The organism is bacterium (assembly GCA_023228325.1).
GTDB lineage: Bacteria > Auribacterota > UBA6266 > UBA6266 > UBA6266 > UBA6266.
Genome location: JALOBK010000001.1, coordinates 701,416 through 727,529, shown reverse-complemented (window position 1 = coordinate 727,529; position 26,114 = coordinate 701,416). Strand labels below are relative to the sequence as shown.

Genomic DNA, 26,114 nt, shown 5'->3' with positions numbered 1-26,114 from the left:
ATTATTCCTTTTCTGTTACAGGTCATGGCCGCAATAAGAAAGATTAAAACTCTTATTGCATAAAGGGAAATTCGATATCTGCTCGTTTCTCAGCGCCATCTCCAGACCTGTCCAGTTATGGAAAGAAGGGTCGACTATCTTATAACACTTGAAAGAACCCTTTTCGTCTGTTATGGCTGTGTGACAGATTTCTCCCCTCCACCCTTCAGTTAAAGAAACAACCATGGTGTCATGAACCAAAGAGCCGCAGGAAATTTTTGTTTCCCCCGCCGGCAGTGATTTACACTGGTTATTTATAAACTCGACTGACTTTTGTATTTCAAGCCATCTGGTGTAAGCCCTCGCGAAGACATCACCGGTGTTATATGTGGAGACGGGCAATTGGGCGAGGCGGTATATGCCGGATGGAAAATCAAAGCGTATGTCACGCATTATTCCGCATGCGCGCGCGGGAATTCCCACCAATCCCAGTTTTTCTCCTGTTTCCCGTGAAATTTTACCCGCGCCCTCAAAGCGGTCCATAACCGAAGGGGTATTCCACAGTAATTCCACCGCGTTAGTCAGGTCGGCGAATATTTTTTCCAGCCGCTTAAGGAATTCCCCGATAATTCTTTTATCGAGGTCGAACCGGACGCCGCCGGGACATATCATATTTCGCCCGAACCTGTTTCCGCAGATTAATGCGGTTAAGTTCAGGAAATCACCGCGTATACGTCCGCAGTAGGAAGCAGTAGGCAGGTATCCTATATCGTTTGCCAGCGCTCCCAGGTCGCCGGTATGATTTGCGAGGCGTTCCAGTTCAAGCATAATGCCTCTTAGCGTTTGAGCTCTTGCGCTGACGCTGCAGTCAGCAAAAGCTTCTACAGCCTGGACGTATGCTAACGTATGCCCTATTGTTGTATCTCCCGCGGATGTTTCGATGTAATGAATAGTTTTGAGGTCGGGCCCTCCGATGAGAGCTTTTTCTATTCCGCGGTGCTGGTATCCGAGCGATATTTCGAGATTCAATACTTTTTCTCCGGAACATTGGAAACGGAAATGGCCCGGCTCAATAATGCCGGCGTGAACCGGACCTACAGCCACTTCATGTATTTCTTCCGACTGAGCCTGTAAAAATACAGTTGGGTTTTGCGGCCTGTGAAGCCGGACAGGCTTTAACCATGGATGATTTTCAGGGATAATGTTCCATTTCTCGGCTATTTCACGTTCAAACAAATGTGCCTGAATGCAATCAGGCGTCAGCGACGGAAAGTCTTTTTCTATTTTCTCGCTGGATAAAATATTTAATTTGCCGTTTGCATCATGAGCCAAGACTGCGAAAAGATTGACTGACTGTTTTTTGTCAGGCACGGCAAAATAATTGACTATCCTCCATGCCTGGCCGCAGAGTTTTAATAATTTATCCTGAAATTCCCCGATAGGAACCCCGGATATATTTTCTAAATTTACCGGACTGCAGTTGGAGACAATAATTTCATTTTTCATTTTAAATTTTCCACTATTATTAATGCCCGTTGTAATATGTTTTGCAGCCAATCGGGAATACAGAATCCCAGCCATAATGCGAATCCGCATAAGATCAGGCCCGGAAGGACCCTGAATATGGTTTCTTTTTTCCCGGGATGTTTTATGCTCTCAGGGCTCTTTCCCTGAACCATTTCAGGAACAATCAGGAACATTCCTATAAAGACAGCTGCCAGTAAAATCAGGTAAATAACAGCGGTAATATCGCGCCCTTGTTCCATAGCGCTTCTGAAGATAATAAACTCGCTGACAAACACTCCGAACGGAGGAGTTCCCGTTATTGCCAATATCCCAAGCATCCATAAAATTCCTGAAACAGGTATGATTTGGAGCATCCCTTTGACGCTTTTTATTTCTTTGGTATGGTAAACGGAAAATATATTGCCTGCTGTGAAGAATAAAAAGCCTTTTACTATTGAGTGGTTAAAAACATGGAACAGCGCGCCGAACGCCGCAGTCTGCCCTAATCCTATGCCTAAAGCCATAATCCCCATATGTTCTATGCTGGAATATGCGAGCAGTCTTTTGTAATCATGCTGCCCGAAAATAAATATCGCTGCGGCTGCCATAGATAAAAGTCCGAATAAGACGAGTATATCTTTGCTGAATGAACCTATTCCGGATGCGGCGCAAACCTGATGCGCGCGCAATATGCCGAGAAACGCGCAGTTGAGGAGAGCTCCCGAGAGCAAAGCGGATACAAGCGACGGAGCTTCGCTGTGAGCGTCAGGCAGCCATGTATGAAATGGCGCCAGGCCCATTTTTGTCCCGTAGCCGACAAATATGAAAAGAAACGCGGCTTTCAACCACGGTATACTTGTTTCCGAGCCGGACAGGTCGAGCTGGGAAATAATAAGACCTAAATCCCCTTTGCCTGAAAGAGAGACAGCTACGCCGAGAAAAAGGTTGCCTAAAAGAGCCAACGCGATTCCGACGGAACAAATCAACAGGTATTTCCATGTGGCTTCAAGAGAGCGCTCGTTTCTGTGAAAATAAATCAGGGGCGCGCTTGCTAAAGTCGTAGCTTCCATTGCCACCCACAGGAGTCCGAAATGGCGGCTTATAATTACCAGTGTCATAGAACCTAAAAACAGGAGTAAACATCCGCTGAAAACAGCTTCCTTGGTGTTGAATGAAATCAGCGCCGTTTGTTTTTCATCTTCTTCTGAATGCGACCCTTCCCGGAAAAAAGCTATTGAGTAAACCGCCGCGGCAAGAAAAAGAATGCTTGTGATGCACAAAAACAACGCCCCGAGCTCGTCTAAAAACAGCCAGTTGGAAGATGTTTTAACATTCATAAAACAGATTGCCGCGGTTAATCCTGAATGCGCGGCGGCGGTAGCGACAATCAATCCTCTGCGCGCCGTATTGTCGCGCAGAAGAAAAGCTGTGATACCCGAGATAAAAGGGATAAGGACCAACAGGAATATCATGTTTCCTCCGTCGTCCGGATATCGGCGGGAATCCTGTCGGAAAGATTGTCAAGGATGTGAGTATCGATGTGGTCGAATTCCCGGCTGATATGGAAAATAGCTATTCCCATCACAAAAACTGCCACAAACATATCCAGCAAAACACCCAGTTCGACCAGAAGAGGCTGTTCGCGGAGCAATGCCGCTCCGAAAGCATAGATGCCGTTTTCCATTACCAGGTAACCCAGCACCTGTGTCAACGCTTTGACTCTGCTTACGATTACAAACAAGCCTGTCATGATTGTGGAGAAAGCCACGGGGACAAGCAGCGATACACAAAAAGATTCCGGCAAGGATAAATGGAAACTTAACCAGAAAGACAGGGCAAATATCAGTACGGATATGATAATGGAAAAAGGATAACTCACCAGCGGCTCGACTTCGCGTTCTACCTGCGCTGTTTTCAGCGACCAGCCTAAAAGCAGGGGGAAAATAATTCCTTTAACTGCTATGGTAAATGCTGCGATGACAATAGGCAGTAACGCAAGCTTGCCGTAAATCAGACAGGGCAAAATACCTATAACAATGCCCTGAACGGCCACGACCCTTATGCAGTATGTTAACCTGCCGGACGCGACAACCCCTATGTTTGTAATAAGAAGAAACGTTATTAATATATTTATTACCATAACCGCACCTTTACATTTACATTATCTGAAGAATCAAAGCTATTATCGCCAGAGCAAACCCCACTATCAAAAATTGGGGGACCTTTAATAGTTTTAACCGCGCCATGCAGGACTCTACAATACCGACTACAATACTTAAAACAGCCATGCCCGATAAAAAAATAAGTTCATCAAAAATAATCTTCCCGGTGTATATTGGCATAATAGCTCCGATGACCAGGGAACCCAATATCCAGAGTTTTAAAGAGGCCGAATAAAATATGACGGCCAGATCCGGGCCGCTGTGGTCGAGGACCATGACTTCATGAATCATCGTCAATTCCAGATGTGTATTCGGGTCATCTACCGGCAGCCGGGAATTTTCCGCGAGAAATATAATAAAAAACGCGGCGGAAACAAGTATAAGCACAGTGCTGTCATGCCAGGAAAACGAGGAATATATTCCGGACAGAGATAAATTTGCCGTTTTTCTGGCTAACGTCACTAACCCGAGAAATAACGCGGGTTCGGCAAATACCGCAAACTGGATTTCTCTCGAAGCTCCCATTCCCTCAAAACTTGAACCTGTATCCATGGCTGAGACAACTGTAAAAAACCTCATCAGCCCAAATAAATAAATAAAAAGAATAATGTCTCCCGGAAACTGTATGAAAGCTTTTCCCTGCGCCTGGGGGACAATAAGCAATGCTCCTGCTAAAACGGCAAATCCTGTTAAAGGCCCGGCCCAGAAAAAGAAAGTTGTGGCCGGACTGAACACCGCGCTTTTTTTCAGGAGTTTATGCAGGTCGTAATACAATTGAAAAAGCGGCTGTCCTTTTCGGCCCGCAAACATAGCTTTAACGCGGTTAATAATACCCGATAATAACGGAGCCGCAATTAACGCCAATATTATGTTTAGCAGCGCAAATTTCATATTAAATCATCCCAACTTCCATATGATTAAAATCAAAAGAGTGACAACAATGTAAAGGATGTAAACCTGCAGCCTCCCGTGCTGAATCCAGCGCAGTTTCATTATCAGAGAATAAATTTTGGCAGATAACGGTTCGTATATATACCGCATAAAAATGTCATTGGATTCCGTGTGCATGGAGATTTTCTTCGGAAATGTGTCCGAAGGAAGTTCAGCTTTTTTATCAGCGCGCAGGATAAAATTGAAAAAATCCGTTATAGGCTGGGCGAAAGATGAGCCCGTATACTGCATTTTGGGGGACGGTTGATTGTATCCGCAATCCCATGTCGGAGCTGTCCGGACAGGTTTTTTTGCCAGCATTTTTTTTCGCAATAAAAGGAGGAAAACAAAAACAACCGCAAGAACAAGATAAATCTTATTTATAAAAACAAAAGTTGTTTTCGCCTGGCCTAAAAACAGGTTTATTTCAGAAGAAGCCAGCCCGCTGACTTCGGCCAGGAGTCCCCGAAAACCGGGAATTATCAACGGCATGCTTATGCCTATCAAAATACACAAAACAGCGAGAAAAACCATGCTTGACTGCATCATTTTTCCGGGTTCGGATGCTTTTTCCGCAGCAGCAGAGCGTGCGTGGCCGAGGAATACTATGCTGAAAACTTTAGTGAAACATGCAACAGCCAGGGCTCCGATAAGAGCAAGTCCGGTAATAGCCAGCAGGGAAGATATTGCCGGCGTCAAAGAGGAATCTGTTATACAACTGAAACTTCCGAAATAGATTAAAAACTCGCTGGCAAACCCGTTCAAAGGAGGCAGTCCGGATATTGCCGCGGCGCCGATGAGGAAAGTTATCCCTGTCACGGGCATCTTTTTAAAAACGCCGCCGAGAAGCTCTATGTTTCTTGTGCCTGTTTGCTGTACAACCGCTCCGGCGCCGAGAAACAGGAGCCCTTTAAATAAAGCATGATTAATAATATGCAACAGGCTTCCGGCAAAACCGAATAAAGCCAGAATCGGCAGTTCTTTATTCAATCCGATAAGCCCCAATCCTATGCCGATAGCGATGATACCTATATTTTCGACACTGTGATAAGCGAGCAACCGTTTGACATCATGCTGGGCAAGAGCAAATAAAACTCCGAGAATTCCGGATATAAGCCCGATTCCCAGCAAAGCTATGCCCCACCACAGCCGGGGCGGGCCGATAAACATCAGGATGCGCAGCAACCCGTAAATCCCGGTTTTTATCATTACAGCCGACATTAAAGCCGAAACCGGACTTGGGGCGGCGGGATGGGCCTGTGGCAGCCAGAAATGAAACGGAACAAAACCCGCTTTTACCCCGAACCCGATGACTGCCAGTGTGAAAATTATGGACGATACAGGCAGGAGGTTTGAAAGCCCGGAGCTGAAATCCGCGAATTCCATCGAACCGCAGGCGTTGCCCATCATGACAAACAGGAAGAACAGGAACATAACGCCGATATGGCTTGATATAAGATAAATTATGCCCGCCTGTCGGACGCTTTTGTGTTCATCCTCGAATGTAACCAGAAAATATGATGAAACCGACATTATCTCCCACGCAACAAGGAAGAAGACGCCGTTTCTTGTAATAACAAGAGTTGCAATGCTTGATGCCAGCAGGTTGAAAAACAGCCAAAATAAGCCGATGTTTTTTTTTGCGTAAAATGGTTTCAGGTACTGGACAGCGTAAATAGATGAAGCGGCGACCAGGACAAAAAGAGGCGCGAGAAAAAAAGCGGATAGCTGATCAATGCCTGTTGAGAGCGCCCCGATATTAAATGCGCATATACCTTTTTTATATATTGTGACATCATTGAAGATTGTCCGGATAGCCGCGGTTAATCCTGTTATGCTGCCGATAACCGCTCCTCCTGCGCCGATAAAGGAGGATTTTCGCGGATGACGGCCGAATATGCAGGCAATGACACCGCTGGTAAACATGATAAGGACTGATAATATGAATTCAAACATATGTTTTTTTCCGCCGCCGGATTATTTGAGGTTTTCTTCCATTCTTCTCAGTTGATGTTCGATTTCTTCGCGGGAACACTGGCTTAGAAGGGCCTTTTTAAATTTAGCGTCGTGCAGGCAGAAAGCAATGCGGGATAACAGATGCAGGTGTATCCTTACGGTCTGGCTGATGACCATAAAGATACAGTTAACCGGATTTTTATCTAAAGCGCCGAAATCTATCGGGTTTTCCAGAAAGCATAAAGAAACCATGGAGAAAGGCACATTTAATACTATAGGGTTTCGCACGTGAGGAATTGCTATGCCGTCTCCGACACCGGTTGAAGCTATTTCTTCCCGGGCGCATAAAAGGCGTATCAACAGATCCTGGTCGAATTCACCGGGCAGGCGCAGCAGCTCCACTATGTTCTTGAAAACAGATTCTTTTGTATCGCCGGAAACTCTGTAATAGATGCCCCCCGTTTTAATGACTTCGGAAAGGCTCGGAAGAACTAAATCTTTCTCTTTGCCGGATTGGAAGAAATCGGGATTAACGGGAATTTTTTTGCTTAAAGCCCATTCTAAAAGCTCTGCCCGGTTAAACCTGAACTGGTCAAGCACGCGGTATACCGGGATGGATTTCTGTTTAATCCAGCGGTAAACCGAACGCTCGGAAACATTCATCAATTTTGATACATCTCTAACAGTCAGTTGCACTTGCGTACTACCTCCCTAAGAAGACTTGTTGTGACAATTATTGTCACAACTGTGCTATTATATGACATAAAGAGCATAAAGTCAATAGTCGTCCGGGTTTTTATATAATACAGGGATAAATTTTATGCGGGAGACCTAAGGCAATTTCATTCTTTCGGATTTCACTTAAATGGTTTTGTTTGCTATCATGGCATTATGGGAAATCGGCTGAAAAATATTAACATTATAACCCTGATAACGTTTTTTCTTTTATTTGCCGTTAACGCTGCGAAAGCTTCCATTAACGTAAAGGCTTCATCTGTCCAGGAAAACAATAATGAACTGGGGCCGCAGAATGTAATCGATAATAATATGTCAACCAGGTGGAGCAGTGACTTTACGGATGATGAATGGCTGGAAATCGATTTCGGAAGAGAAAAAATGGAACACTTTTGTCGGAAGGGACGGGTCTTTCGGCCCTGAGCCGTATCCTTTATTTTGTAGGAGTTATCAGCCTGTTAAGGCGGTTAACGGCGAACCCCATCGCCGGAAACTGGATTATATCATAACAGCCTATCGATGGAAAAAAATATTTAAGCCGGAGATAGACCGCGCTTGTTATCCCGTAGTAAGCCGTCAGGTAAATAATTAGTTGACAGTTGTATGCCTTTGTACAAGCAAGTTGTGTAATATATAATACCTTGACATATAATCGGAAGATGATGTAGCCTACTGCGAATAGCAAGGGGGGTATAATGGATTTAAATGAGATTGATAATCCCAAAGAGCTGTTAAAGAAAATGGGTATTAAAATGCCTGACTTGCATTTCAGCGGAGGGATATTTTTCATTGTAATAATTGTTGCGGCGGTAGGTATTATGGCATCGGGAATATATTCAACCGGCCCCGATGAAGTAGGTATAATTCAGCGCTTCGGCAAATATATAAGGACGACAACACCCGGTCTTCATATCAAAATTCCTCTGATAGAAAATGTGACAAATGTAAAAGTAAAATATATCTTCAAAGAGGAATTTGGTTATCGGACCGCAAAAGCCGGCGTTGTAACACAGTACTCTCCTAAAAATTACCTTGATGAATCACTTATGCTGACAGGCGATTTGAATGTGCTTGTTGTGGAATGGATAACCCAGTTTAAGGTTAAAGATCCGGTAAAACTCTTATTTAATATCAGAAATTATAAAAGGACGATACGGAACATTTCAGAAGCTGTTATGAGACAGGTTGTCGGTGACCACACAGTAAATGAAGTTCTTACGACCCGCAGGGTTGAAATAAACATGGAAGTGCAGGAGAAACTTCAGAAAATTCTTGATTCATATGACAGCGGTATACAGATAGTTACCGTAAAACTGCAGAACGTTAACCCTCCAGATCCTGTAAAACCGTCTTTTAACGAAGTAAACGAAGCAAAACAGGAAAAAGAAAAACTTATTAACCAGGCATGGGAAGCTTACAATAAAATTATTCCCAAAGCCCGGGGTGAAGCTGAACAGACAATAAGCGAAGCTGAAGGATATCAGCTAAACAGAGTAAACAGGGCAAAGGGCGATGCGGCTAAATTTATTTCTGTTTATGAGGAGTATAAAAACGCAAAAGATGTAACAAGAAAAAGGATGTATCTGGAAACAATGAATGAAGTTTTATCCAAAGCGGGCAATAAATATATTGTTGACCCAAGCCAAAAAAGTATTTTGCCTCTTATGAATCTTAAGGATCAAGGGGGTGCGCAATGAAACAGGTTTTTTCAATTCTAATTACTGTAGTTATTATTATCGCAGTCTTTGTCATAAGCGGAGCGCTTTACACAATAAATGAAATTCAGCAGGTTGTTGTAACTCAGTTCGGCAAGCCGATAGGCAAGCCTATTACCGAAGCCGGGCTTCATTTTAAAATGCCTTTTATCCAGCAGGCAAACTATTTTGATAAGTGGATATTGGAATGGGATGGCGAGCCGAATCAAATACCAACAGGAGACAAAAAATATATATCGGTTGATACAACAGCGAGATGGAGAATAAAAGACGCTTTAAAATTTTTCCAGTCAGTTGGTAATGAAACCGGCGGGCAGGCGAGACTTGACGATATTATTGACTCGGCTACGAGAGACGCGGTTACAAACCAGAAGCTTGTTGAAACAGTCAGGGACAGCAATAGGATTATAGAAGAGAAAGCGGAAAGCAAAGATGATGATGCTATGGGGCAGGTTGAAGAGCTTGAGAAAATATATTACGGCAGGGAAGCCTTGACGCGCGCTATTTTAGACGAGGCATCGAAAATCGTGCCTCAGTACGGCATAGAACTTATTGATGTGAGGATTAAGCGCATAAATTATGTTCCCGATGTTCAGAAAAAAGTATTTGAGCGAATGATATCCGAAAGAAAACGCGCAGCCGAGCAATACCGTTCGGAAGGCGAAGGGAAAAGAGCTGAAATCGAAGGAAAAAGAGCAAAAGAACTGAACCAGATACAGTCGGAAGCATACCGCGTTGCCGAGGAAATAAAAGGCAAGGCTGACGCCGAGGCTACAAAGATATACGCTGACGCGTATAATAAATCGCCTGAGTTTTATTCATTTTTAAAGACTCTCGAAACATACAAAAAAACGGTTGATAAATCCACAACTTTAATTCTTACAACCGACAGCGAGTATTATAAATATTTTAAAGATTCCGGCGGGGTTTCTCAGTAAGGTTTTATCTCGTTGAGAGGTCTATATTATCTTCTGGGTTTGGCGCCTATTTTACACTGTCATCAGCTTAACCTCAATTTATCCCTTTTCTCCTATGGTTTTTTCAGATTTTTATCCGCGATGAGAGAAGTATACTCTCTACAGCGAGGTTATTTTTCTGTTTCGGATTTCACTTAAATGGTTTTGTCTGCTATCATAGCATTATGGGAAATCGGCTGAAAAATATTAACATTATAACCCTGATAACATTTTTTCTTTTATTTGCCGCTAACGCTGCGGGAGCTTCCGTGACTGTGAAGGCTTCATCTGTTCAGGAAAATAATAATGAACTGGGGCCGCAGAATGTAATCGATAATAATATGTCAACCAGGTGGAGCAGTGACTTTACGGATGATGAATGGCTGGAAATCGATTTCGGAGAGGAAAAAGATATCGTCGGTTTGAAACTATACTGGGAGGCCGCGTTCGGCAAGTCTTACGAAATAAAAATATCAAAAGACGGAAGAGAATGGGACAGGGTTTATCAGAAAGACAGCGGCATAAGAAAATTCTGCGACGACATTTATTTCGGCAAAAAGACAGCGCGTTATATAAAGGTGCAGTTTAAGGAGAGAGGGACTTCCTGGGGCTATTCGCTCTGGGAGATTATTGTAAAAGGGCCGGATGAAGAACTGTATGTGGACGCTTCTTCTTTCGCGGACGGGAGCAAACGTCCGGACAATATATTTGACGCGGACCTTGAGACATTGTGGCAGGCCGGAAAAGGCGGGGACGCGGAATGGATTGAAATCGATTTAAGAAAAGAAAAAGACCTCGGGGGAATTGTTATACACTGGGGAGAAAATTACGCGAAAAGATTTGAACTGCAGGTTTCAGATGATAAGAAAAAATGGAACACTGTTTTTAAAGGAACCCCGGTGTCCGGCGGAACTGAGCAGGTAAACGCGAATATAGTCGGCAAACGTTATATCAGGCTGGTTTGCGCGCCCGGGTGCGAAATCAGGGAAATAGAATTCAGGGACTGGGCGGATATCGCCGGAAAAAGCAATCTTGATATAGTGCGCGGGCTTACGGGATGGGAAGGTTTTAAGTGGAACACTTTTGTCGGAAGGGACGGGTCTTTCGGCCCTGAGCCGTATCCTTTCCGGGTCGGTTTCTGGGTATATGATATAGAAGCGGGGAAATTATATACGCCTGAGACTATGGAAACTGAGTGGAAGCTGGATGGGGGAAGCCTTCCCGTGAATATAATCAGCTGGCGCGGCGACGGGTTCAAAGCGGAAACAACGATTTTTGCGCGGCTCGAGAAAAAAGGCGTAATGGTTAACTTCTCTTCCATAAAAATCAGGAACGAGAGTCCTGTGCCCAGAAAGTTTTTAGTGTATGTAAATGTCCGGACGAACCCTATGCTGAAATTGTGGGGAGTCCTTGTAAAATCCCTTGAGCGCCGGGGCGGGAACATTATCCGGGCGGACGGGAAAGACAGTATATTTTTGAAAGAGAAAATAAATGTTTCCGCCGCTGAGGTTCCTGAGTTTGCGGGGTATAAGGTTATTAATTCGGGCGCCGGGCTCAGGGATGATAACGCCGGAGTAAAAGGAGCCGTTGTCTATAAAACCGAGATAAACGCCGGTGAGGAAAAATCATATTGTGTTATGGTCCCGTCGGAAAACGGCGCGGCGTTGACAGCCGATGAGATTTTAAACCTGGATTTTGAAAAAAACCTTGAGCTTACTAGGACATTCTGGGAAGGGATTGCGCCGCTTAAACTCACAGTTCCCGACAAACGCTATGAAGACTGTTTCTACTCTTCCATTTACTATATGCTGATTATGATGAACGGCGATGAAATTTACCCGGGGCCGTTTGCCTATAAAACATTTTTCCTTCACGACGCCGTCGAGATGGCGGGCGCGTTCGATAAAGTCGGTTTGAGCGAAGTGACGCGCCGGGCGCTGAAATATTTTACTTATAATGAGGGTGACGGGTATCTGGACGGTCTTGGAGGAAGTTCTTTCGCTCTCTTTGAACATTACAGGATAACAAAAGATAAGGAATATCTGAGAAGCGTATATCCGAGAATACTGAAAGCCTGCGAAATCATAAGAGAAAAAAGGAAGCCGAATCTCAGGCCCGGGCTTAAAGATACCGCGCTTTACGGGCTTATGCCCCCGTCTGTAAGCCAGGATAATTTCAGCCTGCCGTCGCACCTGTACCAGGATAACTGGTGGAGTATGATAGGCCTTAAGGCCGGAGAAGAAGCGGCAAATGTCCTCGGGAAGAAAGAAGACGCCGAATGGATGAAAAAGGAATATGACAGCCTCAGGGAATGCGCTCTTGCCAGCATCGAGAAAGTTATGGAGAGAGAAAATATATCTTATATGCCGGCTTTTGCCGATTATTGGCCTCCGGAAGAAAGAAAAGTCGATCCCGACCACCGGATACTGGGCGAGGCGCAGATGTGCAGTTCCCACCGGACACCGCTTTTCCCCGGACAAAGCCTGGGGATAGATGTTCCTGAGGATTTATTTGCCCGCTCATACCGTCATTACTGGGATGTAACCGGAAAATTTTCCGGTTATGACGGCGGATGGTATGTTGAGTACGAACAGGTTTTCTGGGGGTATAATATAATGATTGTCCATCCCCTGATGTATATCGGGATGGAAGACGTGGCGTTGAAAAGCCTTGAGTGGAGCATCAGCAATCTGTCCTGTCCCGGGGGATGGATGGAGGCTATGCCGAGTGTTGAAGACGGGCAGGGTTTCCGGAGAATCGGAGAGGGGATAATCGGGGATGTTCCCCACGGCTGGGTGGCGGGTTATTATGTATTGCTTTTAAGAAATATGCTCCTGCGCGAAGAAAACGGTTTTCTTCTGCTGTTATCCTGCGTTCCCGAAAAATGGTTTGACGACGGCAAAGTCATAGAACTTAAGAACGCGCCGACATATTTCGGCGATGTAAGCCTTAAAGTTGAAAGTTTTATAAAAGACGGTTTCATAAAACTTTCCTTCGACAATATCGCTCCGCCCGAAGCCGGGTATGTGATCTGTTCTCCTTTGAGGAAAAAAATATCGGGTGTTGCAATTGACGGTATTCCGTTGAAAGGTGTTTTAACGGATAAGATACCTGTTCCTTCCGATGCGAGAGAAGTTAAAATCTATTATTAATAAAAGGGATATAAATGTTTTTAAAGACCGTTAACATTGTAATTTTGGCGGCGGTTGTTTTTTCGATGTGCGTTTATAGTTATGCCGGTGACGATGCAGAGAAAGACGAATTAATCAAAGAAGTCGCCAGAAGGACATTCTTATATTTTTGGGATGAAGCCAACCCTGAAAACGGGCTTATACCCGACGCTACAGGCAACCGTAACTGCAGCAACTCGGTTGTCGGCTTCGGGCTTGCCGCTATCTGTATCGCCCACGAGCAGGGCTGGATAACTTATGAGGAAGCTTACGACAGGGTTTTAAAAACACTGCAGAGTTTTATCGCTTATCCGGGGAACCCGAGCAAAATAACTGTCGAAGACGAACACGGGCACCATTACCACTGGGTGAATATCCATACGGGCAAATGGATAGGCTCCGAGGGGATATACGCGTCCGACACATCTCCTTTCATAGCGGGTGTGCTTACCGCGGGGGAATATTTTAAAGGCACCGAGATAGAAAAACTGGCGGATGACATATACAGGAATGTTGACTGGATGTGGTTTGTAAATAAAGAAAACAATATGTTTTATATCGGGTGGGAACCCGCAACAGGATTCGGCGGCTGGTACACGTCGTCTGAAATGGGGCTCCTGCCGGTTATTCTCGGGATATCTTCTCCAACGCATCCGATTCCCGTCGAGACTTGGTTTAACCTGGGCAACACGTTTTATCATGCCTCTTACGGCGGGTATAATTATGTGGGCGACGGCGCCGCCTACACTCACCAGTGGCCGTTCTGTTTTATGGATCCCCGGCTCAAAAAAGATTATTTCCTGGATTATTTCCAGAATTTGAGGGAATTTTCCCTGGCAGGCAGGCAATGGTGCATTGATAACAGCCAAATGGGGTTCGGCCCGGATATGTGGGGCCTTAACGTGTGCGCGGGGCCCGGCAAATACGGCGATTACGCGGCGCCGGTGATACCCGGAGCTCCTCTTGCGTATAACGGCAGGGATAATGACGGCACGATAGCTCCGACGGCGGCGCTCAGCTTTATGCCGTTTACACCTGAAGAATCTTATTCGAATATGAAATATATCTATGAGAATTTCGGGGATAAGATATTCAAGAAATACGGGTTTACCGACAGCTATAACATAAAAAAAGATTTCTGGAGCAGGGAATACCTCGGAATCGACCAGGGGCCTATCATTATTATGCTCGGGAATTACCTTTCGGGGACTGTCTGGAAACATTTTATGAATAACAAACACATAAAGGCAGGGATGGAGAAAGTCGGATTTGCGGCGATAATAGATAATTTTGACGAGAGCAGGCATTCTCCCCCTTACGCCGAATGGGTTTCGAAAAGAGGTGATTACGGATTCTTCAGGCAGGATGAAAATGTCAAGGAGGGGAAAAAAGCCCTTCAGATAATTTTCAATAAGATAGGGAGAAAAGATTTCTTTGAGGTGTCTCCTTTACTTGAGGATTTTTCGCCTTACAGGTACCTTGCCTTCTGGAAAGAGGGGACAGTCGAGCCTAAAATAATTCTGCGCGACAAAGACGGCAAAACAGAAAAGCTGGATTTAAAAGCGAAAGTCAGGGATGGCTCGTGGGAACTTTGTTATTACGATTTATCAAAACTCAGATTAAACCTTGAATCAATAGATAGAATCTCTTTTTATTTTAATACGGGAAGAAGAAAAACCGGCGGCAGCGCGGTTATTGACTTTGTGCATCTTTCCAACAGGTTTTACGGCAAGCTTCCTCCTGCGCCTGCGGTCCTGGAAGCTGTGACCGGACAGAACAGGGGCGATGTGGAATTGAAATTAAAACTTGCCCGGCCGGCGCATGAGGAAGAAGGAAATATCGCCGCCTATAGAATAAAAATGTCGGAACATCCCATAAAAGACAAAGAAGATTTTAATAACGCGGATGATGTTTCGCATATGGGGCATATGAATATCGGGTATGACGATAAAAAACTGTTTTTGAGGAAACTCGAACCCGGCAAAAAATACTTTTTCGCCGCCGCCGCGGAAAATAATGTTTACGCGCTTTCGGATATCCTGACGGCTGAGGCCGAAGCGAATTCGAAAGAGGAAAAAGCGTTTGCGCTGGGCAAAAAAGAATTGGTTGATTTTAATGTCAACGATTACGGCAAAGCGAGCTCAAAAGACGATATCCTTATGCTTAACAAAGAAAAAGGGCAGGAAGGCAGCGCTCTGGGTATAGTATATGTTATGAAAGGCCCCGAGGGCTGGCATTGGGTTGATATCACCAAAAAAATCAGCGGTGTTCTTCCCGAAAAATATGAATTCAGTTTTTATTTTAAAGGCGAAGGATTGAAGACCGGGCTTGAATTTAAAATCAAAGATTCCTACGGGTGTATTTTCGGCAAAAAAATCGATAACCTCAAATTTGACGGCGCATGGGAAAAGGTTGTTATCACTTCAGAGGATATTAAATACTGGTGGGGAGGAGAAAAATCCGACTCCATAGGGCCTGTCGAGTCTTTGAGTATAGCTCTCAGCACATCTGAGAGGGGCGAGGGGAAAGCTTTTTTAAACAAGATGCGGCTTGAAAGCAAATAAAGTTAAAAGTTATATCTGATGTTTACCCAGCCCGTATGGGCTAAAAAATCTTCCTTATATTCGAAATCGTAATTGGCTTCGAAATCCCAGTTACCTTTTGTAATAAGGACTAACTTGCACCCGACATTAAGCGAGTTCTGCGCGGGATCGAAACCCTCGGTTGCGAATGAACCTCCGCCTCCGGAGAACGTTGAAGTAGTTTCCTGTTTATCCCCTATGAAATCATAAAGCCACCTGGCATGGATTTCGGGAATCAAAGTGCCGAGTTCTGTCTCATAAGGGCGCTCGAATTTCATCCCGAGGCCGGATTGTAACATATCATAGTTCTGACTTTTGACTTTCAGGTTAAGCGCGTCTGCGTTGGTTTCTGTATAGCTCTCAAGGTGCAGGCGCATATACTGCAACGACGCAATAGGGGTTATACGAAATTGCTCCACACTGAAAGTGTATCCACCGTCAACTATAACCGAATACTGCTGGCCGTCGTAATCGGATTTTGCGGTTCTTGTGTCAGTTCCGATAACTATACGCCTTGAACTTTTGTATGTGTTATACGCGAACGAGAATGCGCCATTAACATAATACGGTTTCTCTCCGTCAATATAACCGGCGTACAAAGTGCCCTGGTAACTGTCTATATCGGTCTGTCCGTGGTTGTCTTTTGAATTGATGTCACTCCGGGCATATCCTCCGCTGATACCCAGGCGGACTTTGTCGTCGAAAGCGGGAATATCTCCGCCGACGGCGGTACCCCATATGGTTGCGCGATAACCGTTGCTTACACCGCGCGGTTTCTGGCGCAGATATTCGCCGAAGCCCTGACCCCAGATATCTATACCTTTGCGCTCGTTGTCTCCCGCGGAAATACCCGTTGTTCCGTTTCCGGAATTATGAGCCTCTGCGAACAGTCCTTCCAGTCTGCCCGTCGATATTCCTATAAACTGGTTGAGCATAGTGTTACTGCCGTTAAGCACGCCGCTGTCGAACAGGGGAACGAGCGTATCAAGCGCATCCTGAATGCTCGCATTATCGGGCAGACTATCGAGCGCGTCCAATATTGTGAGCATATCGCCGGTGGCGCCTGCGGCGCCTATCTGTTCGAGGATCGCGCCCACCGCTCCGGCGTTACCGGAAGCTATAGTATTGTATGTGTTGGTACGATTGGCCGTAATGAAAAGGTCTCCGTTTACAACCGTTCCGGAAAAAGTAAGTATGGGGCTGTTTGAGCTGATTATGCCGGGAACATTAACGCCTGCCCCTGCCGCCCCGTCGATAATGGTGAAAGTGGTATTGCTCGGTACGTAATCGGAAACAGTGAGGTTTAGCGCGCTTGCGGCGCTCACAACCGCGCTGCTTGCGGAGGTAATCTGTCCCGCCGTTGTTCCGTTTACCCCGACGTTTAATTTTGAAAGATTGTTTTGCGTATAAACTCCGGTAACATCAAGGGTGGTGGTTCCTATATCCAGTACGGCGTTGGCTGCCGCGGCAAGCGTAAGGTTACCCGTAACAGTTCTGTCTCCGTTACAAGTTGTAGTGCTGCCCGCTGCGATTGTCGTCGTTGTAGCGGCAATGTTATGGGCCAGCGTGGCGGCTCCGTTAAAATTGACTGCTTTCAGGGGAGTGCCGGCGACGCCGATATCCCCGCCGGTAGTTGTCGCGCCGTCAAATGTGAGAGTTCCCGTGCCGCTGCCTGATGTTGTAACGGCGCCGGTAATGCTGTGGCCGTCGGCAAGACGCAGTTCATTATCGCCCGCGAAATTGGTGGCGAGAGCGAGAATATCTCCGTCAATGGTTACGAGGCCGTTCCCGACTGTTAAAAGTTTGAGCCCCGCGCCGGTGGAACCGATATTACCGACAAGCGCGTGAGCGCCTTGTAATGTAAGCGTGCCCTCGCCGCTCGTCGTATTTGTAACGGCGCCGGTAATACTGCTGCCGTCGGCAAGACGCAGTTCATTGTCGCCCGCGAAATTGGTGGAGAGAGAGAGAATGTCGCCGTCAAGAGTTACAAGACCGTAACCGACATTTAGAAGTTTAATTCCGTCTCCGGTTGAACCGATATCACAGGTAAGCGCGGCGGCACCATGTAATGTAAGAGTCCCTTGCCCGCTTGTAGTATTGGTAACGCTGTCAAAACTCATCGTCTCATGTAACCGCACTTCGCCGTCGCCGCCAAAGTTTATGGTCTGGGTATAGAAATCAGCGCCTTCTACTAAAGTGCCGGTGCCGTTTGCGTTTACTGTTTTGAGTGTGTTGACGCCGGCCCCGCCCAGCCAATCTATCTCAGCATTGCCGCCAAAGGTAATAGTAGCGGTGTCAGCGATTCCGCTGTCGTTCTCAACCGGCCCGTAGAAATCCCCATCCACCTGCAATTCACCGTCGTGGTCGAAGTTTACACCGTTGTACGCAACATAAGTATCGCCTGTAATCTGTGCTACAGATGAAGGATCGGCGAAATCAAGCCTTATCTCATAAAAGTGATCATCAGTTGTGCCGACAGAAGCGTTTATGACACTGGAACCTTTAAAGAGTAAATAACCGTAACTATCGCTTTCGGTAGTAATACTGCCCGCCGCGGCATTCCGATTGTAATCCACGCCATCGGCGAATTCGATTTCACCGTCGTCTTCAACATAGATTTCTGTAGCGTAGATATCATTGTTGAATGTAACCTTTGCGGGCCAGGCTCCGACATTCACCTTTTTAAGAAGATTAGTGCTTGTCCCAATCTGCCCTGTCATTGTGCTGGTGCCCGCGAATGTCAGTGTGCCTGTGTTATTCGTGAATGTTGTAACGGCGCCGGTAATACTGTGTCCGTCGGCAATTTGAAGTTCATTATCACCCGCGAAATTGGTGGCAACCGCGAGAATATCGCCGTCAAGAGTTACAAGGCCGTAACCGACATTTAGAAGTTTAATTCCGGCTCCGGTTGAACCGATATCACAGGTAAGCGCGGCGGCGCCATTTAATGTAAGAGTCCCTTGGCCGCTTGTAGTATTGGTAACGCTGTCAAAACTCATCGTCTCATGTAACCGCACTTCGCCGTCGCCGCCGAAGTTTAAGACGCCGGCATAAACATCACCCTGAAGATCTATTAGTGTGCTCTCACCGTCGGCGTTTATGACTTTAAGCATAACGCCCGCTCCGCCGGTGTTACCTGTTACAGTGGCATTTCCTCCGAACGTTAGGGTGCCGAAGTCGTCGTAAAGGGTGGAAACAACGCCGAGTGCAGCTGTTCCGTCTATCTGTATTTCGCCCTCGCTGTGCTCTTCTCCCTCGCCAAAGCTCAGGGTAGCGGCAAAGACGTCTCCCTGGAGATCTATTACCCCGTTATTATCGTCATAGCAAACAGTGTTAAGCGCGGCGCCGGCTGCGCCAACGTTGCCTGTTACAGTGGAACTGTTATGGAAAAAGAGGTTGCCGGAGTTATTGACGCCGCTGCTGTTGGTAACAGTGCCGAGAGTAATCATACCGCCTATTATTGATTCGCCATCACCGCCGAAGTTTAAGGTATTGGCATAGAGGTTGTCCGTAATCTCTACCGTCGTCGTGTTATCGCCCGTTAGATTTACGGTTTTCAGGGCTCCATCCTCTTCGCCGGCATTACCCCAAACAAGAGAAGAACCGGTAAAAGTAAGAGTGCCGGTGCCGTCCTCTTCGGTTGTCGCGGCAACAGGATTGGTGAAATTAGAATTTAGAGGCTGCCCGTCAGTCAGTGTAGCTTCTCCGTCCGCAGTGAAATTTACGCCGTCCACCTGTCCGGTCAAAGGATCTACCGGCGTACTGCCGGCTCCGATGTCCTGCACTTCCGCACTAACAAACAGGGGACAAGCAGCAAAACTTAAAAAAATTGATATCAAAAAAAGCGGGGCTCTTTTCATCTTTCTCTCCGTTTTTGGCTAATCACTGCTTATATAAAATCTCTTAATAAGCGGAATAAAGTTGGGCGGGGAGAATCTTCTTTTGGGGAGAAAGATGTATTAAATTTTTTCCGATTGTCGGAGCTCTCTCTTCTTCCCAAAGGCTGAATATCATTCAATCCAACTCTTTGGCATTGTCAGCTGCTTATTTGTTTGCATTGTAACTGAATTTAAGCGGATTATCAATTTTAAATAAAATATTTTGTGGTGTTTTATTTGCGCAAGAAAATAGGGGCAGATGTACTAGCTCAGTAATTCGGTAACTTTTTGAAGTTTATCAGAGGAGAGATATAATTCAATTCTTCATGTCTTCTTAAATGGTTAAACTCAAACAGGAAATTACCCGGATTACCCACAAGATTTTCTTTTGAGTTTAAAAGGGGGCAGCGGTACCCTTTATTTTGAGTCTCATCACCTCTCAGAGAGGCGAATGGAAAGCGTTCCTTAATAAAATGCAATTTGAGAAAAAGTAGGCGGCCTGTTTATTTTGGTTTCAGCGCGTTTTCCACGGCTTTTTTTAGGTTTTTACTGCTGACTGTTGCCCCGGTTATGGAATCTACTTCTGTGGATTGAGCTTTGATAATATCTGATTTCAGCGGCTCTATCATCTTTTCGTATTTTTTTCCTCCTCCTCCGTGACTGAGAATTTCAATGTCCGATATCTTCCCGTCTTCGACCGTGACACGGACTTTTACGAACGAGTGTTCTCCGGTATAAACCCCGTCCACATAGCTTTTGCTGTCAGCATGCGCGTAATATGCGAAGATGATAAGAATTGTCGAAACCAGTATTATCGGGCTGTAAAACTTTTTCATGATCAACCTTTGCTTTGTTGTTTTCATTATACCAGTAAGGTTTAAAAGAGGGATATTATTGTTTTTTCTTTTCACATTTCAAGGTCTGACCCCTAATCTGCTTTGCTGATGCATAGGCCGGCTAAATATGTAAAGCAGTAAGGATAGTTTTTGGGTTGGTGTCCGCTATTTTGAGCAATGCTAATGCAGGTCCTTCGGGTTTTCTTCTTCCTTGCTCCCAATTTTGTAATGTGTTTATACTCACTCCTATCATATAAGCAAATTCGGATTGAGATACGTGAAGTTTTTTGCGTATTCTTTTCACAGCCGCGGGATTAAATTTGAAAATTCTACCCGGCTTTAACTTGCGCTTATGTATTTCTCGAGCTTGGTCAATGCTTGTTAATAATTCTTGAAAATCATTCTTTTTCATAATACACCGCCCTTCACGTGATTACTTAAAATCTTCATTTGTTTTTTTGTTAAATCTTTTTGTTCTGACTTTTTATATGGTAATAACATATATATTACTTCATCTTTTACGTATAGATAATAGATAATTCTTAGCCCGCCTCTTTTTCCCTTTCCAGAAGATGTCCATCGCAATTTCCTCAAACCTTTACATCCCGGAATAACTAATCCGGCTTCGGGATTAATTATAAGTGCCCATTGCAACTCGCCATACTCTTCATCAGAAAGAAAATTTGTTATTTTTTTGGTAAAGATTGGAGTTTCTATTATATGCATATTATTTCTTTTCCTATGTTTAGACTATACGTCAATGGCGTATACTTGTCAAGGGAATCTTTTCCTAATCACGATGCAAAATTAAGGAATTGCTCCATTTGTTTTATTATGTTAAATTAATTCGGATGTTTTGAAATATGAAGCTAATACTTGATAAAAAACTGGCGGCAAACTACAAAAACGCTTCACAAAAAGCGCGTATCCTGACTGAACAATGGGTTGATAATTCCGTTTTTTGCCCGAACTGCGGTCATCTTAATATTGATAAATATCCCAATAACCAGCCCGTTGCCGATTTCTATTGCGTGAATTGTCGTGAAGATTACGAACTGAAAAGCAAGCAGAGCGCTCTCGGGACAAAAATTGTGGACGGCGCGTACCGCACAATGCTTGAGCGGCTTACAAGCAGTAACAACCCGAATTTTTTCCTGCTGAATTATGATTTGGCGAACCTTGAAGTAATAAACTTTCTGGTTATCCCTAAACATTTTTTCGTTCCGGAAATAATAGAGAAGAGAAAACCTCTTGCCCTGACAGCCCGGCGAGCCGGCTGGGTTGGCTGTAATATTATCCTTAATAATATTCCACAAACAGGGAAAATATTCTTTGTTCACAACAGGCAAATCGAGTCGAAGAAAAAAGTGCTTAGTAATTGGCGAAAAACATTGTTCTTAAGAGAAGAAAAAGAGATATCGGCAAAAGGTTGGCTGCTTGATGTTATGCGCTGTGTCGATAAACTCGGCAAAAGAGAATTTACACTTGATGAAATATATACTTTTGAAGGGGAATTAAGCAAATTACATCCGGACAACAAGCATATTAAAGATAAAATTCGGCAGCAATTACAGTTACTGCGGGACAAAGGTTATTTAGATTTTGTTTCCCGCGGTTATTACCGGCTTACATAAAAATTATGGCTATTAATCTTTCACCAAAATTAGCGAAATTGATCCTCCGCTTTAATCCTTTTATAAGGTTAAAAGTGATGTGCCGGGGATACAGCGAGGATCTAGAAACTTTTACCGAAATTGTATGGGAAGATGATAAATATCTGGATTTTGACGACAGGGAAACCTATCCGCAGTTTCAGTTGTGGTATGTTTGACGGGAGATATATGGGTTGTCATTTAATAGACTTGGCGAAAGAAGGTAAGCTCACCCACAATAATCTCAAAAATCAGACATGGGTCGAGGAAAGCATTCTTGAATCGAGCCATCTTGATGTGGGAGTTGTGAAATGTGTTAGCTGCGGGCAGTTATTTATTTGCTGTTTCAGGGAATATACTTCGCCCGACTGGGAAGATGATATGTGGACATTCTGGATTCCCGCGACAGCGGAAGATATCGCGGGGGTTAAGAAAAACATTGATGAGCTTTCAGGATTTATGGAGGAACTTATAAGTAAAAGAAGCCATATCTGTTGGGGGCCGAATAATAAGGTTTCCTGGGTAGACGGAGGTTGTGCTTGGTCGTCGGTTATTTTTGGGTGATGGGGAAAGAGTGATGGAATTCCCTCTTATAAGTTTTTGCATTTTGAAAACGGTTTATTAAGCATTCTTATAGTTAATTCTTTTTGCCAGTCGTTTCAAAACAACAAAAATATGATTTTTGTGTGGAGAAGATTGATAATGAGTCTCTTCATCTTTCCATATATAATCCAGTAAAGTTTTTATATCTTCCCGGTTTTTCTTAATCATATAGCCTTTGATTGTTCTGGATGTTTTTAATTTTCCAGATTGAAAAGATTAAGTTATCAGATTAAGTATGATTTTACAAGATATTGATCGGATCAATATTAACTAAGGGTAAACACCTAATTGAAGGCGGAAACAAGGTATATAGCTCCGTTTATTAATTAGAACCGTCCCCATTTTCATTCGCTCTCATTATATTTTCCTTTCTCAAAACTAAAAAGCCCTCAAACTTTTCAGCTTAAGGGCTTTCGTCCATATCCGAAAAGTTTTTTATCTTACATTCGGATAATGAGTTAAATTGCTTGTTATAAATAGAATGTCAAAGTTAGTTTACAACTTAAAACATCATTCTTCTGCAAATTGCAGAAGACAGATTATCAAAATAGATGCGATTTTGCAAGGTGTTTATTTTGAGACGCTTAAGACTGATTTGCTGGAGGGTTGATGCTATTTCCTTTTTTCCGCTTTTTTCTTGAAAAGAAAGAGAAAAGAATTGATGTGGTTATTCCCAGAATGCCTAAGGTGATAGATGTAACAAATACTCTGTCATCTGTGGTGAACTGATCAGGTGTTGCGTAATGAAGAGATAGAGTTATACATATTAAGTTTATAGAAGTGTTATATACATATTTCCAGCCCTTCGACAAGGCGTATATATAGAGAGGTATAGATAAAACATTAGCCGCTACTATAAGCTCAGGGGATTTTGTAAGCCAACTGGAATCGATTCCTCCCCACGCTAAAACGAAGAGAATAAAACAGATAAAAAAACAAGCTGCAAGGGTTAAAGATGACAGCACGATAAGATGAATTTGCCACCATTTCACTATCAGTTTCTCCTATGGTTTCTTAAAGCTAAAATATCAGATTAAGCGGGGTTTTACAAGGTGTTTGTTGGGGGGGAAACTAGAACAATAGAGCATTAGACCGCAATTGATTTTCTAATTTCTAATCTCGATTGCTCTGTTTAATAAAAAACCCTACTCAATAAATGAGCAGGGTTTTTTATTTCAAACTGGCTCCCCCGGCTGGACTCGAACCAGCGACCTAATGGTTAACAGCCATCCGCTCTACCAACTGAGCTACAGGGGAACAAATGTTTTTAAAGAACAGTATAGACTGTGAAATTATAGTGAATTAGGCGGATTTGTCAACCTATTATTGGGCGCTTAGTATCTCTTGCTATTTTGGACGCTTGGTGATATTTTCTTTAATCTATAGGGGGTGCTTTTTTGAATAACATTGAAAATTCAAGAGGGCTGGCGGGGTGGACGGCTTATCCGTGGAATACCTTCATCGGAAAAGACGGCTCTTTTGCCCCTGAACCGTATCCTTTCCAGCTGAAGTTCAGTTTATTTGATAAAACCTCCGGCAAAATTTACGACCCCGAAAGATTAAAAACCGATTGGTCGCTTCACAAAGGCAGATTCCCCATAAATATCATCAAATGGCAGGCCGGTGCGTGCTCTGTCGAAGAGACTATCTTTGCCGCGAAGCATAAGGGAAACGGGGTTTTAAACCTTGCCCGCGTTTCCATAACCAATAAGGATAGAAACAGTAAAAAACTGGTTTTAGTCATAGATGTTGTTCCCAATCCGCTTTTGAGGTTCAAATCGGCGGGAATAGAGAAAGTCGAGCCGGGCAGTAAAAGTTCCCTGAAAGTCAACGGGGTAGAATGTATTTATATAAAAGGCGCGGCCTCTAAGTTTGATAAGGGCAGGGCGGTTTTATCCTGCGGGTTAAATCTGGACGCCGGTAAAGAAAAATCGGTTTATATATGTGTCCCTTCAGGGGAAGCGGCCGCAAATTTTTCTTTTAAGAATATTGATTTTGATAAGAAACTCTCCGAAACCGAAAAATACTGGGATGATATTATTCCCCTTAAACTGGAACTGCCCGATAAACGGTATGCCGACCTGTTTTATTCCTCGCTCTACTATCTTCTTATAATGATGAAAGGCAAAGAAATCTGCCCCGGCCCTCTGAATTATAAGTATTTTTATCTGCACGATGCGGTGGAAATTGTCAATGCCATTGATATTTCCGGCCTGCGCAATATTGCGGAGAAGGCCCTCGATGTTTTCAATTACAGGATAGGGGACGGTTACCTTGACGGGCTCGGGGGAAGCGTTTTCGCGCTTTTCGACCATTTCAGGTTGAACAGGGATGTTAAGTACTTAAAGGAAGTGTATCCCCGCATTATCAAAAGCGCGGGGTTGATTAAATCCAAAAGAGCGCCCCAGCTTTCACCGGAGCTTAAAAAATCCCCGTTCTACGGGTTGCTTCATACCTCGGTGAGCCAGGATAATTTCGGGACGCACGCCCATCTTTATCTTGATAACTGGTGGGCGCTTGTCGGCTTGAGGTGCGCCGTGTTTGCGGCGAAAACGCTTAAGAAGACAAAAGATATCCTGTGGCTTAAAAAAGAATACTTGTCTTTGGAAAACGCGATTAATGACAGCCTTGAAAAAGTCTTAAAAAGAGAAAAGATATCCTATATGCCGGCTTTTGCCGATTACTGGCCTCCCGCGGACAGGAAAGTTGACGGCGGACACAGGATTCTCGGCGATACACAGATGGCATGGGCTCACCGCCCGGCGTTATTCCCCGGAAGGAGCCTCGGCCTAAAAATACCGGAAAAGCTTTTTAAAGAGTCATATAAAAAATACTGGAAGAAGGCAGGAAGTTTTTCTTCTTATGACGGCGGATGGTTTGTTGAATATGAGAAAGTTTTCTGGGGATACAATTTTTTGCTTGCCCATCCGATGATGTATCTGGGTATGGAAGATGTTGCGCTGAAGAATATCGAGTGGGGAATAAAAAACCAGTCGTGCCCCGGCGGCTGGATGGAAGCTATGCCCGCGAAAAAGGATAAAAACGGGAAATGGGAAATAGCGGTCGGCATCATAGGCGATGTTCCGCACGGCTGGTCGGCGGCGTTTTATATCCTGCTTTTGAGGAATATGCTCATAAGAGAGGAAAACAATCAAATCGTTCTTTGCCCGGCTGTTCCTGAAAGCTGGTTTGAAGAGGGAAAAAGCATTGAAGTTAAAGATGCCCCGACGCATTTCGGAAAAATCAGTTTCAGGCTTGAATGTCTTGCAGGAGAAAAAGTTATCAGGCTTGATATAGGGATGAAAGCGCCTCCTTCAGGCGGATTTAAAATCAAAATACCTGTAAATAAAAAAATAAAATATATGAAAATCAACGGCCGGGAAACCGCGTCCGCGAAGGCGGGAACAATCAGTCTGCCACCCTGTTCAAAGGAAATTATCTTCGGTTTTTAATA

General features: G+C 44.3%; 20 protein-coding genes, 1 tRNA gene and 1 riboswitch. Of the genes, 9 read left to right on the top strand and 12 right to left on the bottom strand.

From position 1 onward, the window contains the following. Window positions 1-15: 15 nt before the first annotated feature. From M0R36_03330 to M0R36_03305, 6 genes are read right to left on the bottom strand one after another with little or no spacing between them, the layout of a single operon-like run. Entirely contained in the window at window positions 16-1,485 is a 1,470-nt protein-coding gene (locus tag M0R36_03330) for a hydrogenase (protein MCK9554834.1), read from the bottom strand. Next, a complete protein-coding gene (locus M0R36_03325; protein MCK9554833.1) occupies window positions 1,482-2,957 on the bottom strand; it encodes an NADH dehydrogenase FAD-containing subunit in 1,476 nt (491 codons plus the stop codon). The genes M0R36_03330 and M0R36_03325 overlap by 4 nt, the downstream gene beginning before the upstream one ends. Then, window positions 2,954-3,625 carry a hydrogenase gene (locus tag M0R36_03320; protein MCK9554832.1) on the bottom strand — a complete coding sequence of 224 codons (672 nt, stop codon included), beginning with the start codon at window positions 3,623-3,625 and terminating at the stop codon, window positions 2,954-2,956. Before M0R36_03320 ends, M0R36_03325 begins: the two co-directional genes overlap by 4 nt. A 16-nt stretch (window positions 3,626-3,641) precedes the next feature. Next, the gene (locus M0R36_03315) at window positions 3,642-4,538 is read right to left on the bottom strand and encodes an NADH-quinone oxidoreductase subunit H (GenBank protein ID MCK9554831.1); all 897 of its coding nucleotides are present in this window, start codon (window positions 4,536-4,538) and stop codon (window positions 3,642-3,644) included. Between the two features lie 6 nt (window positions 4,539-4,544). Further along, a complete protein-coding gene (locus M0R36_03310) occupies window positions 4,545-6,533 on the bottom strand; it encodes a hydrogenase (protein MCK9554830.1) in 1,989 nt (662 codons plus the stop codon). Window positions 6,534-6,554: 21 nt separating this feature from the next. Beyond that, the gene (locus M0R36_03305) at window positions 6,555-7,229 is read right to left on the bottom strand and encodes a PTS sugar transporter subunit IIA (protein MCK9554829.1); all 675 of its coding nucleotides are present in this window, start codon (window positions 7,227-7,229) and stop codon (window positions 6,555-6,557) included. 195 nt (window positions 7,230-7,424) lie between these two features. Here M0R36_03305 and M0R36_03300 point away from each other — a divergent pair, with 195 nt between their 5' ends. From M0R36_03300 to M0R36_03280, 5 genes are all read left to right on the top strand, one after another. Then, the gene (locus tag M0R36_03300; protein ID MCK9554828.1) at window positions 7,425-7,691 is read left to right on the top strand and encodes a discoidin domain-containing protein; all 267 of its coding nucleotides are present in this window, start codon (window positions 7,425-7,427) and stop codon (window positions 7,689-7,691) included. Window positions 7,692-7,702: 11 nt separating this feature from the next. Then, window positions 7,703-7,765: riboswitch (Fluoride riboswitch) on the bottom strand. A gap of 198 nt (window positions 7,766-7,963) precedes the next feature. Continuing rightward, on the top strand, window positions 7,964-8,965 hold the full coding sequence (gene hflK, locus M0R36_03295; GenBank protein MCK9554827.1) for an FtsH protease activity modulator HflK: 1,002 nt from the start codon (window positions 7,964-7,966) through the stop codon (window positions 8,963-8,965). Next, window positions 8,962-9,921: a protease modulator HflC gene (gene hflC / locus M0R36_03290; protein MCK9554826.1), complete on the top strand. Its 960-nt coding sequence runs from the start codon at window positions 8,962-8,964 to the stop codon at window positions 9,919-9,921. The genes hflK and hflC overlap by 4 nt, the downstream gene beginning before the upstream one ends. A gap of 203 nt (window positions 9,922-10,124) precedes the next feature. After that, window positions 10,125-13,091 (top strand): discoidin domain-containing protein, encoded by a 2,967-nt coding sequence (locus M0R36_03285; GenBank protein ID MCK9554825.1) that lies wholly within the window; start codon window positions 10,125-10,127, stop codon window positions 13,089-13,091. Window positions 13,092-13,105: 14 nt separating this feature from the next. Next, entirely contained in the window at window positions 13,106-15,673 is a 2,568-nt protein-coding gene (locus tag M0R36_03280; protein ID MCK9554824.1) for a hypothetical protein, read from the top strand. Between the two features lie 2 nt (window positions 15,674-15,675). Here M0R36_03280 and M0R36_03275 read toward each other — a convergent pair whose 3' ends face one another. The 4 genes from M0R36_03275 to M0R36_03260 all read right to left on the bottom strand — a co-directional run bounded on the left by M0R36_03275 (window position 15,676) and on the right by M0R36_03260 (window position 21,131). Next, entirely contained in the window at window positions 15,676-19,551 is a 3,876-nt protein-coding gene (locus tag M0R36_03275; protein MCK9554823.1) for an autotransporter domain-containing protein, read from the bottom strand. 521 nt (window positions 19,552-20,072) lie between these two features. Next, complete coding sequence (locus M0R36_03270; protein MCK9554822.1) at window positions 20,073-20,432, bottom strand: FMN-binding protein; 360 nt, start codon at window positions 20,430-20,432, stop codon at window positions 20,073-20,075. Window positions 20,433-20,526: 94 nt separating this feature from the next. After that, window positions 20,527-20,817, bottom strand: a complete 291-nt coding sequence (locus M0R36_03265) for a type II toxin-antitoxin system MqsA family antitoxin (protein MCK9554821.1) — start codon at window positions 20,815-20,817, stop codon at window positions 20,527-20,529. Further along, window positions 20,814-21,131: a hypothetical protein gene (locus M0R36_03260; protein ID MCK9554820.1), complete on the bottom strand. Its 318-nt coding sequence runs from the start codon at window positions 21,129-21,131 to the stop codon at window positions 20,814-20,816. The genes M0R36_03265 and M0R36_03260 overlap by 4 nt, the downstream gene beginning before the upstream one ends. A gap of 137 nt (window positions 21,132-21,268) precedes the next feature. Here M0R36_03260 and M0R36_03255 point away from each other — a divergent pair, with 137 nt between their 5' ends. From M0R36_03255 to M0R36_03245, 3 genes are read left to right on the top strand one after another with little or no spacing between them, the layout of a single operon-like run. Further along, window positions 21,269-22,039, top strand: coding sequence for a restriction endonuclease (locus M0R36_03255; protein ID MCK9554819.1), 771 nt, complete (start codon window positions 21,269-21,271; stop codon window positions 22,037-22,039). A 5-nt stretch (window positions 22,040-22,044) separates the two neighbouring features. Then, complete coding sequence (locus M0R36_03250; GenBank protein MCK9554818.1) at window positions 22,045-22,236, top strand: hypothetical protein; 192 nt, start codon at window positions 22,045-22,047, stop codon at window positions 22,234-22,236. Between the two features lie 10 nt (window positions 22,237-22,246). Continuing rightward, complete coding sequence (locus M0R36_03245; GenBank protein ID MCK9554817.1) at window positions 22,247-22,621, top strand: hypothetical protein; 375 nt, start codon at window positions 22,247-22,249, stop codon at window positions 22,619-22,621. 623 nt (window positions 22,622-23,244) lie between these two features. Here M0R36_03245 and M0R36_03240 read toward each other — a convergent pair. Together M0R36_03240 and M0R36_03235 are read right to left on the bottom strand one after the other, a co-directional pair. Then, on the bottom strand, window positions 23,245-23,652 hold the full coding sequence (locus M0R36_03240) for a hypothetical protein (protein MCK9554816.1): 408 nt from the start codon (window positions 23,650-23,652) through the stop codon (window positions 23,245-23,247). A gap of 189 nt (window positions 23,653-23,841) precedes the next feature. Continuing rightward, window positions 23,842-23,917: transfer RNA gene (locus M0R36_03235), tRNA-Asn, on the bottom strand. Between the two features lie 140 nt (window positions 23,918-24,057). On the opposite strand from M0R36_03235, the gene M0R36_03230 reads away from it, so the two are divergent. Next, window positions 24,058-26,112 carry a hypothetical protein gene (locus M0R36_03230; GenBank protein ID MCK9554815.1) on the top strand — a complete coding sequence of 685 codons (2,055 nt, stop codon included), beginning with the start codon at window positions 24,058-24,060 and terminating at the stop codon, window positions 26,110-26,112. Window positions 26,113-26,114 lie beyond the last annotated feature (2 nt).

What these genes read in the sequence shown, in the direction of transcription:
- M0R36_03330 (MCK9554834.1), bottom strand. Translation starts at nt 1,485, where the DNA reads ATGAAAAATGAAATTATTGTCTCCAACTGCAGTCCGGTAAATTTAGAA.
- M0R36_03265 (MCK9554821.1), bottom strand. Translation starts at nt 20,817, where the DNA reads ATGAAAAAGAATGATTTTCAAGAATTATTAACAAGCATTGACCAAGCT.
- M0R36_03250 (MCK9554818.1), top strand. Translation starts at nt 22,045, where the DNA reads ATGGCTATTAATCTTTCACCAAAATTAGCGAAATTGATCCTCCGCTTT.
- M0R36_03315 (MCK9554831.1), bottom strand. Translation starts at nt 4,538, where the DNA reads ATGAAATTTGCGCTGCTAAACATAATATTGGCGTTAATTGCGGCTCCG.
- M0R36_03280 (MCK9554824.1), top strand. Translation starts at nt 13,106, where the DNA reads ATGTTTTTAAAGACCGTTAACATTGTAATTTTGGCGGCGGTTGTTTTT.
- hflK (MCK9554827.1), top strand. Translation starts at nt 7,964, where the DNA reads ATGGATTTAAATGAGATTGATAATCCCAAAGAGCTGTTAAAGAAAATG.
- M0R36_03275 (MCK9554823.1), bottom strand. Translation starts at nt 19,551, where the DNA reads ATGAAAAGAGCCCCGCTTTTTTTGATATCAATTTTTTTAAGTTTTGCT.
- M0R36_03310 (MCK9554830.1), bottom strand. Translation starts at nt 6,533, where the DNA reads ATGTTTGAATTCATATTATCAGTCCTTATCATGTTTACCAGCGGTGTC.
- M0R36_03325 (MCK9554833.1), bottom strand. Translation starts at nt 2,957, where the DNA reads ATGATATTCCTGTTGGTCCTTATCCCTTTTATCTCGGGTATCACAGCT.
- M0R36_03270 (MCK9554822.1), bottom strand. Translation starts at nt 20,432, where the DNA reads ATGAAAACAACAAAGCAAAGGTTGATCATGAAAAAGTTTTACAGCCCG.
- M0R36_03285 (MCK9554825.1), top strand. Translation starts at nt 10,125, where the DNA reads ATGGGAAATCGGCTGAAAAATATTAACATTATAACCCTGATAACATTT.
- M0R36_03260 (MCK9554820.1), bottom strand. Translation starts at nt 21,131, where the DNA reads ATGCATATAATAGAAACTCCAATCTTTACCAAAAAAATAACAAATTTT.
- M0R36_03300 (MCK9554828.1), top strand. Translation starts at nt 7,425, where the DNA reads ATGGGAAATCGGCTGAAAAATATTAACATTATAACCCTGATAACGTTT.
- M0R36_03255 (MCK9554819.1), top strand. Translation starts at nt 21,269, where the DNA reads ATGAAGCTAATACTTGATAAAAAACTGGCGGCAAACTACAAAAACGCT.
- hflC (MCK9554826.1), top strand. Translation starts at nt 8,962, where the DNA reads ATGAAACAGGTTTTTTCAATTCTAATTACTGTAGTTATTATTATCGCA.
- M0R36_03245 (MCK9554817.1), top strand. Translation starts at nt 22,247, where the DNA reads ATGGGTTGTCATTTAATAGACTTGGCGAAAGAAGGTAAGCTCACCCAC.
- M0R36_03320 (MCK9554832.1), bottom strand. Translation starts at nt 3,625, where the DNA reads ATGGTAATAAATATATTAATAACGTTTCTTCTTATTACAAACATAGGG.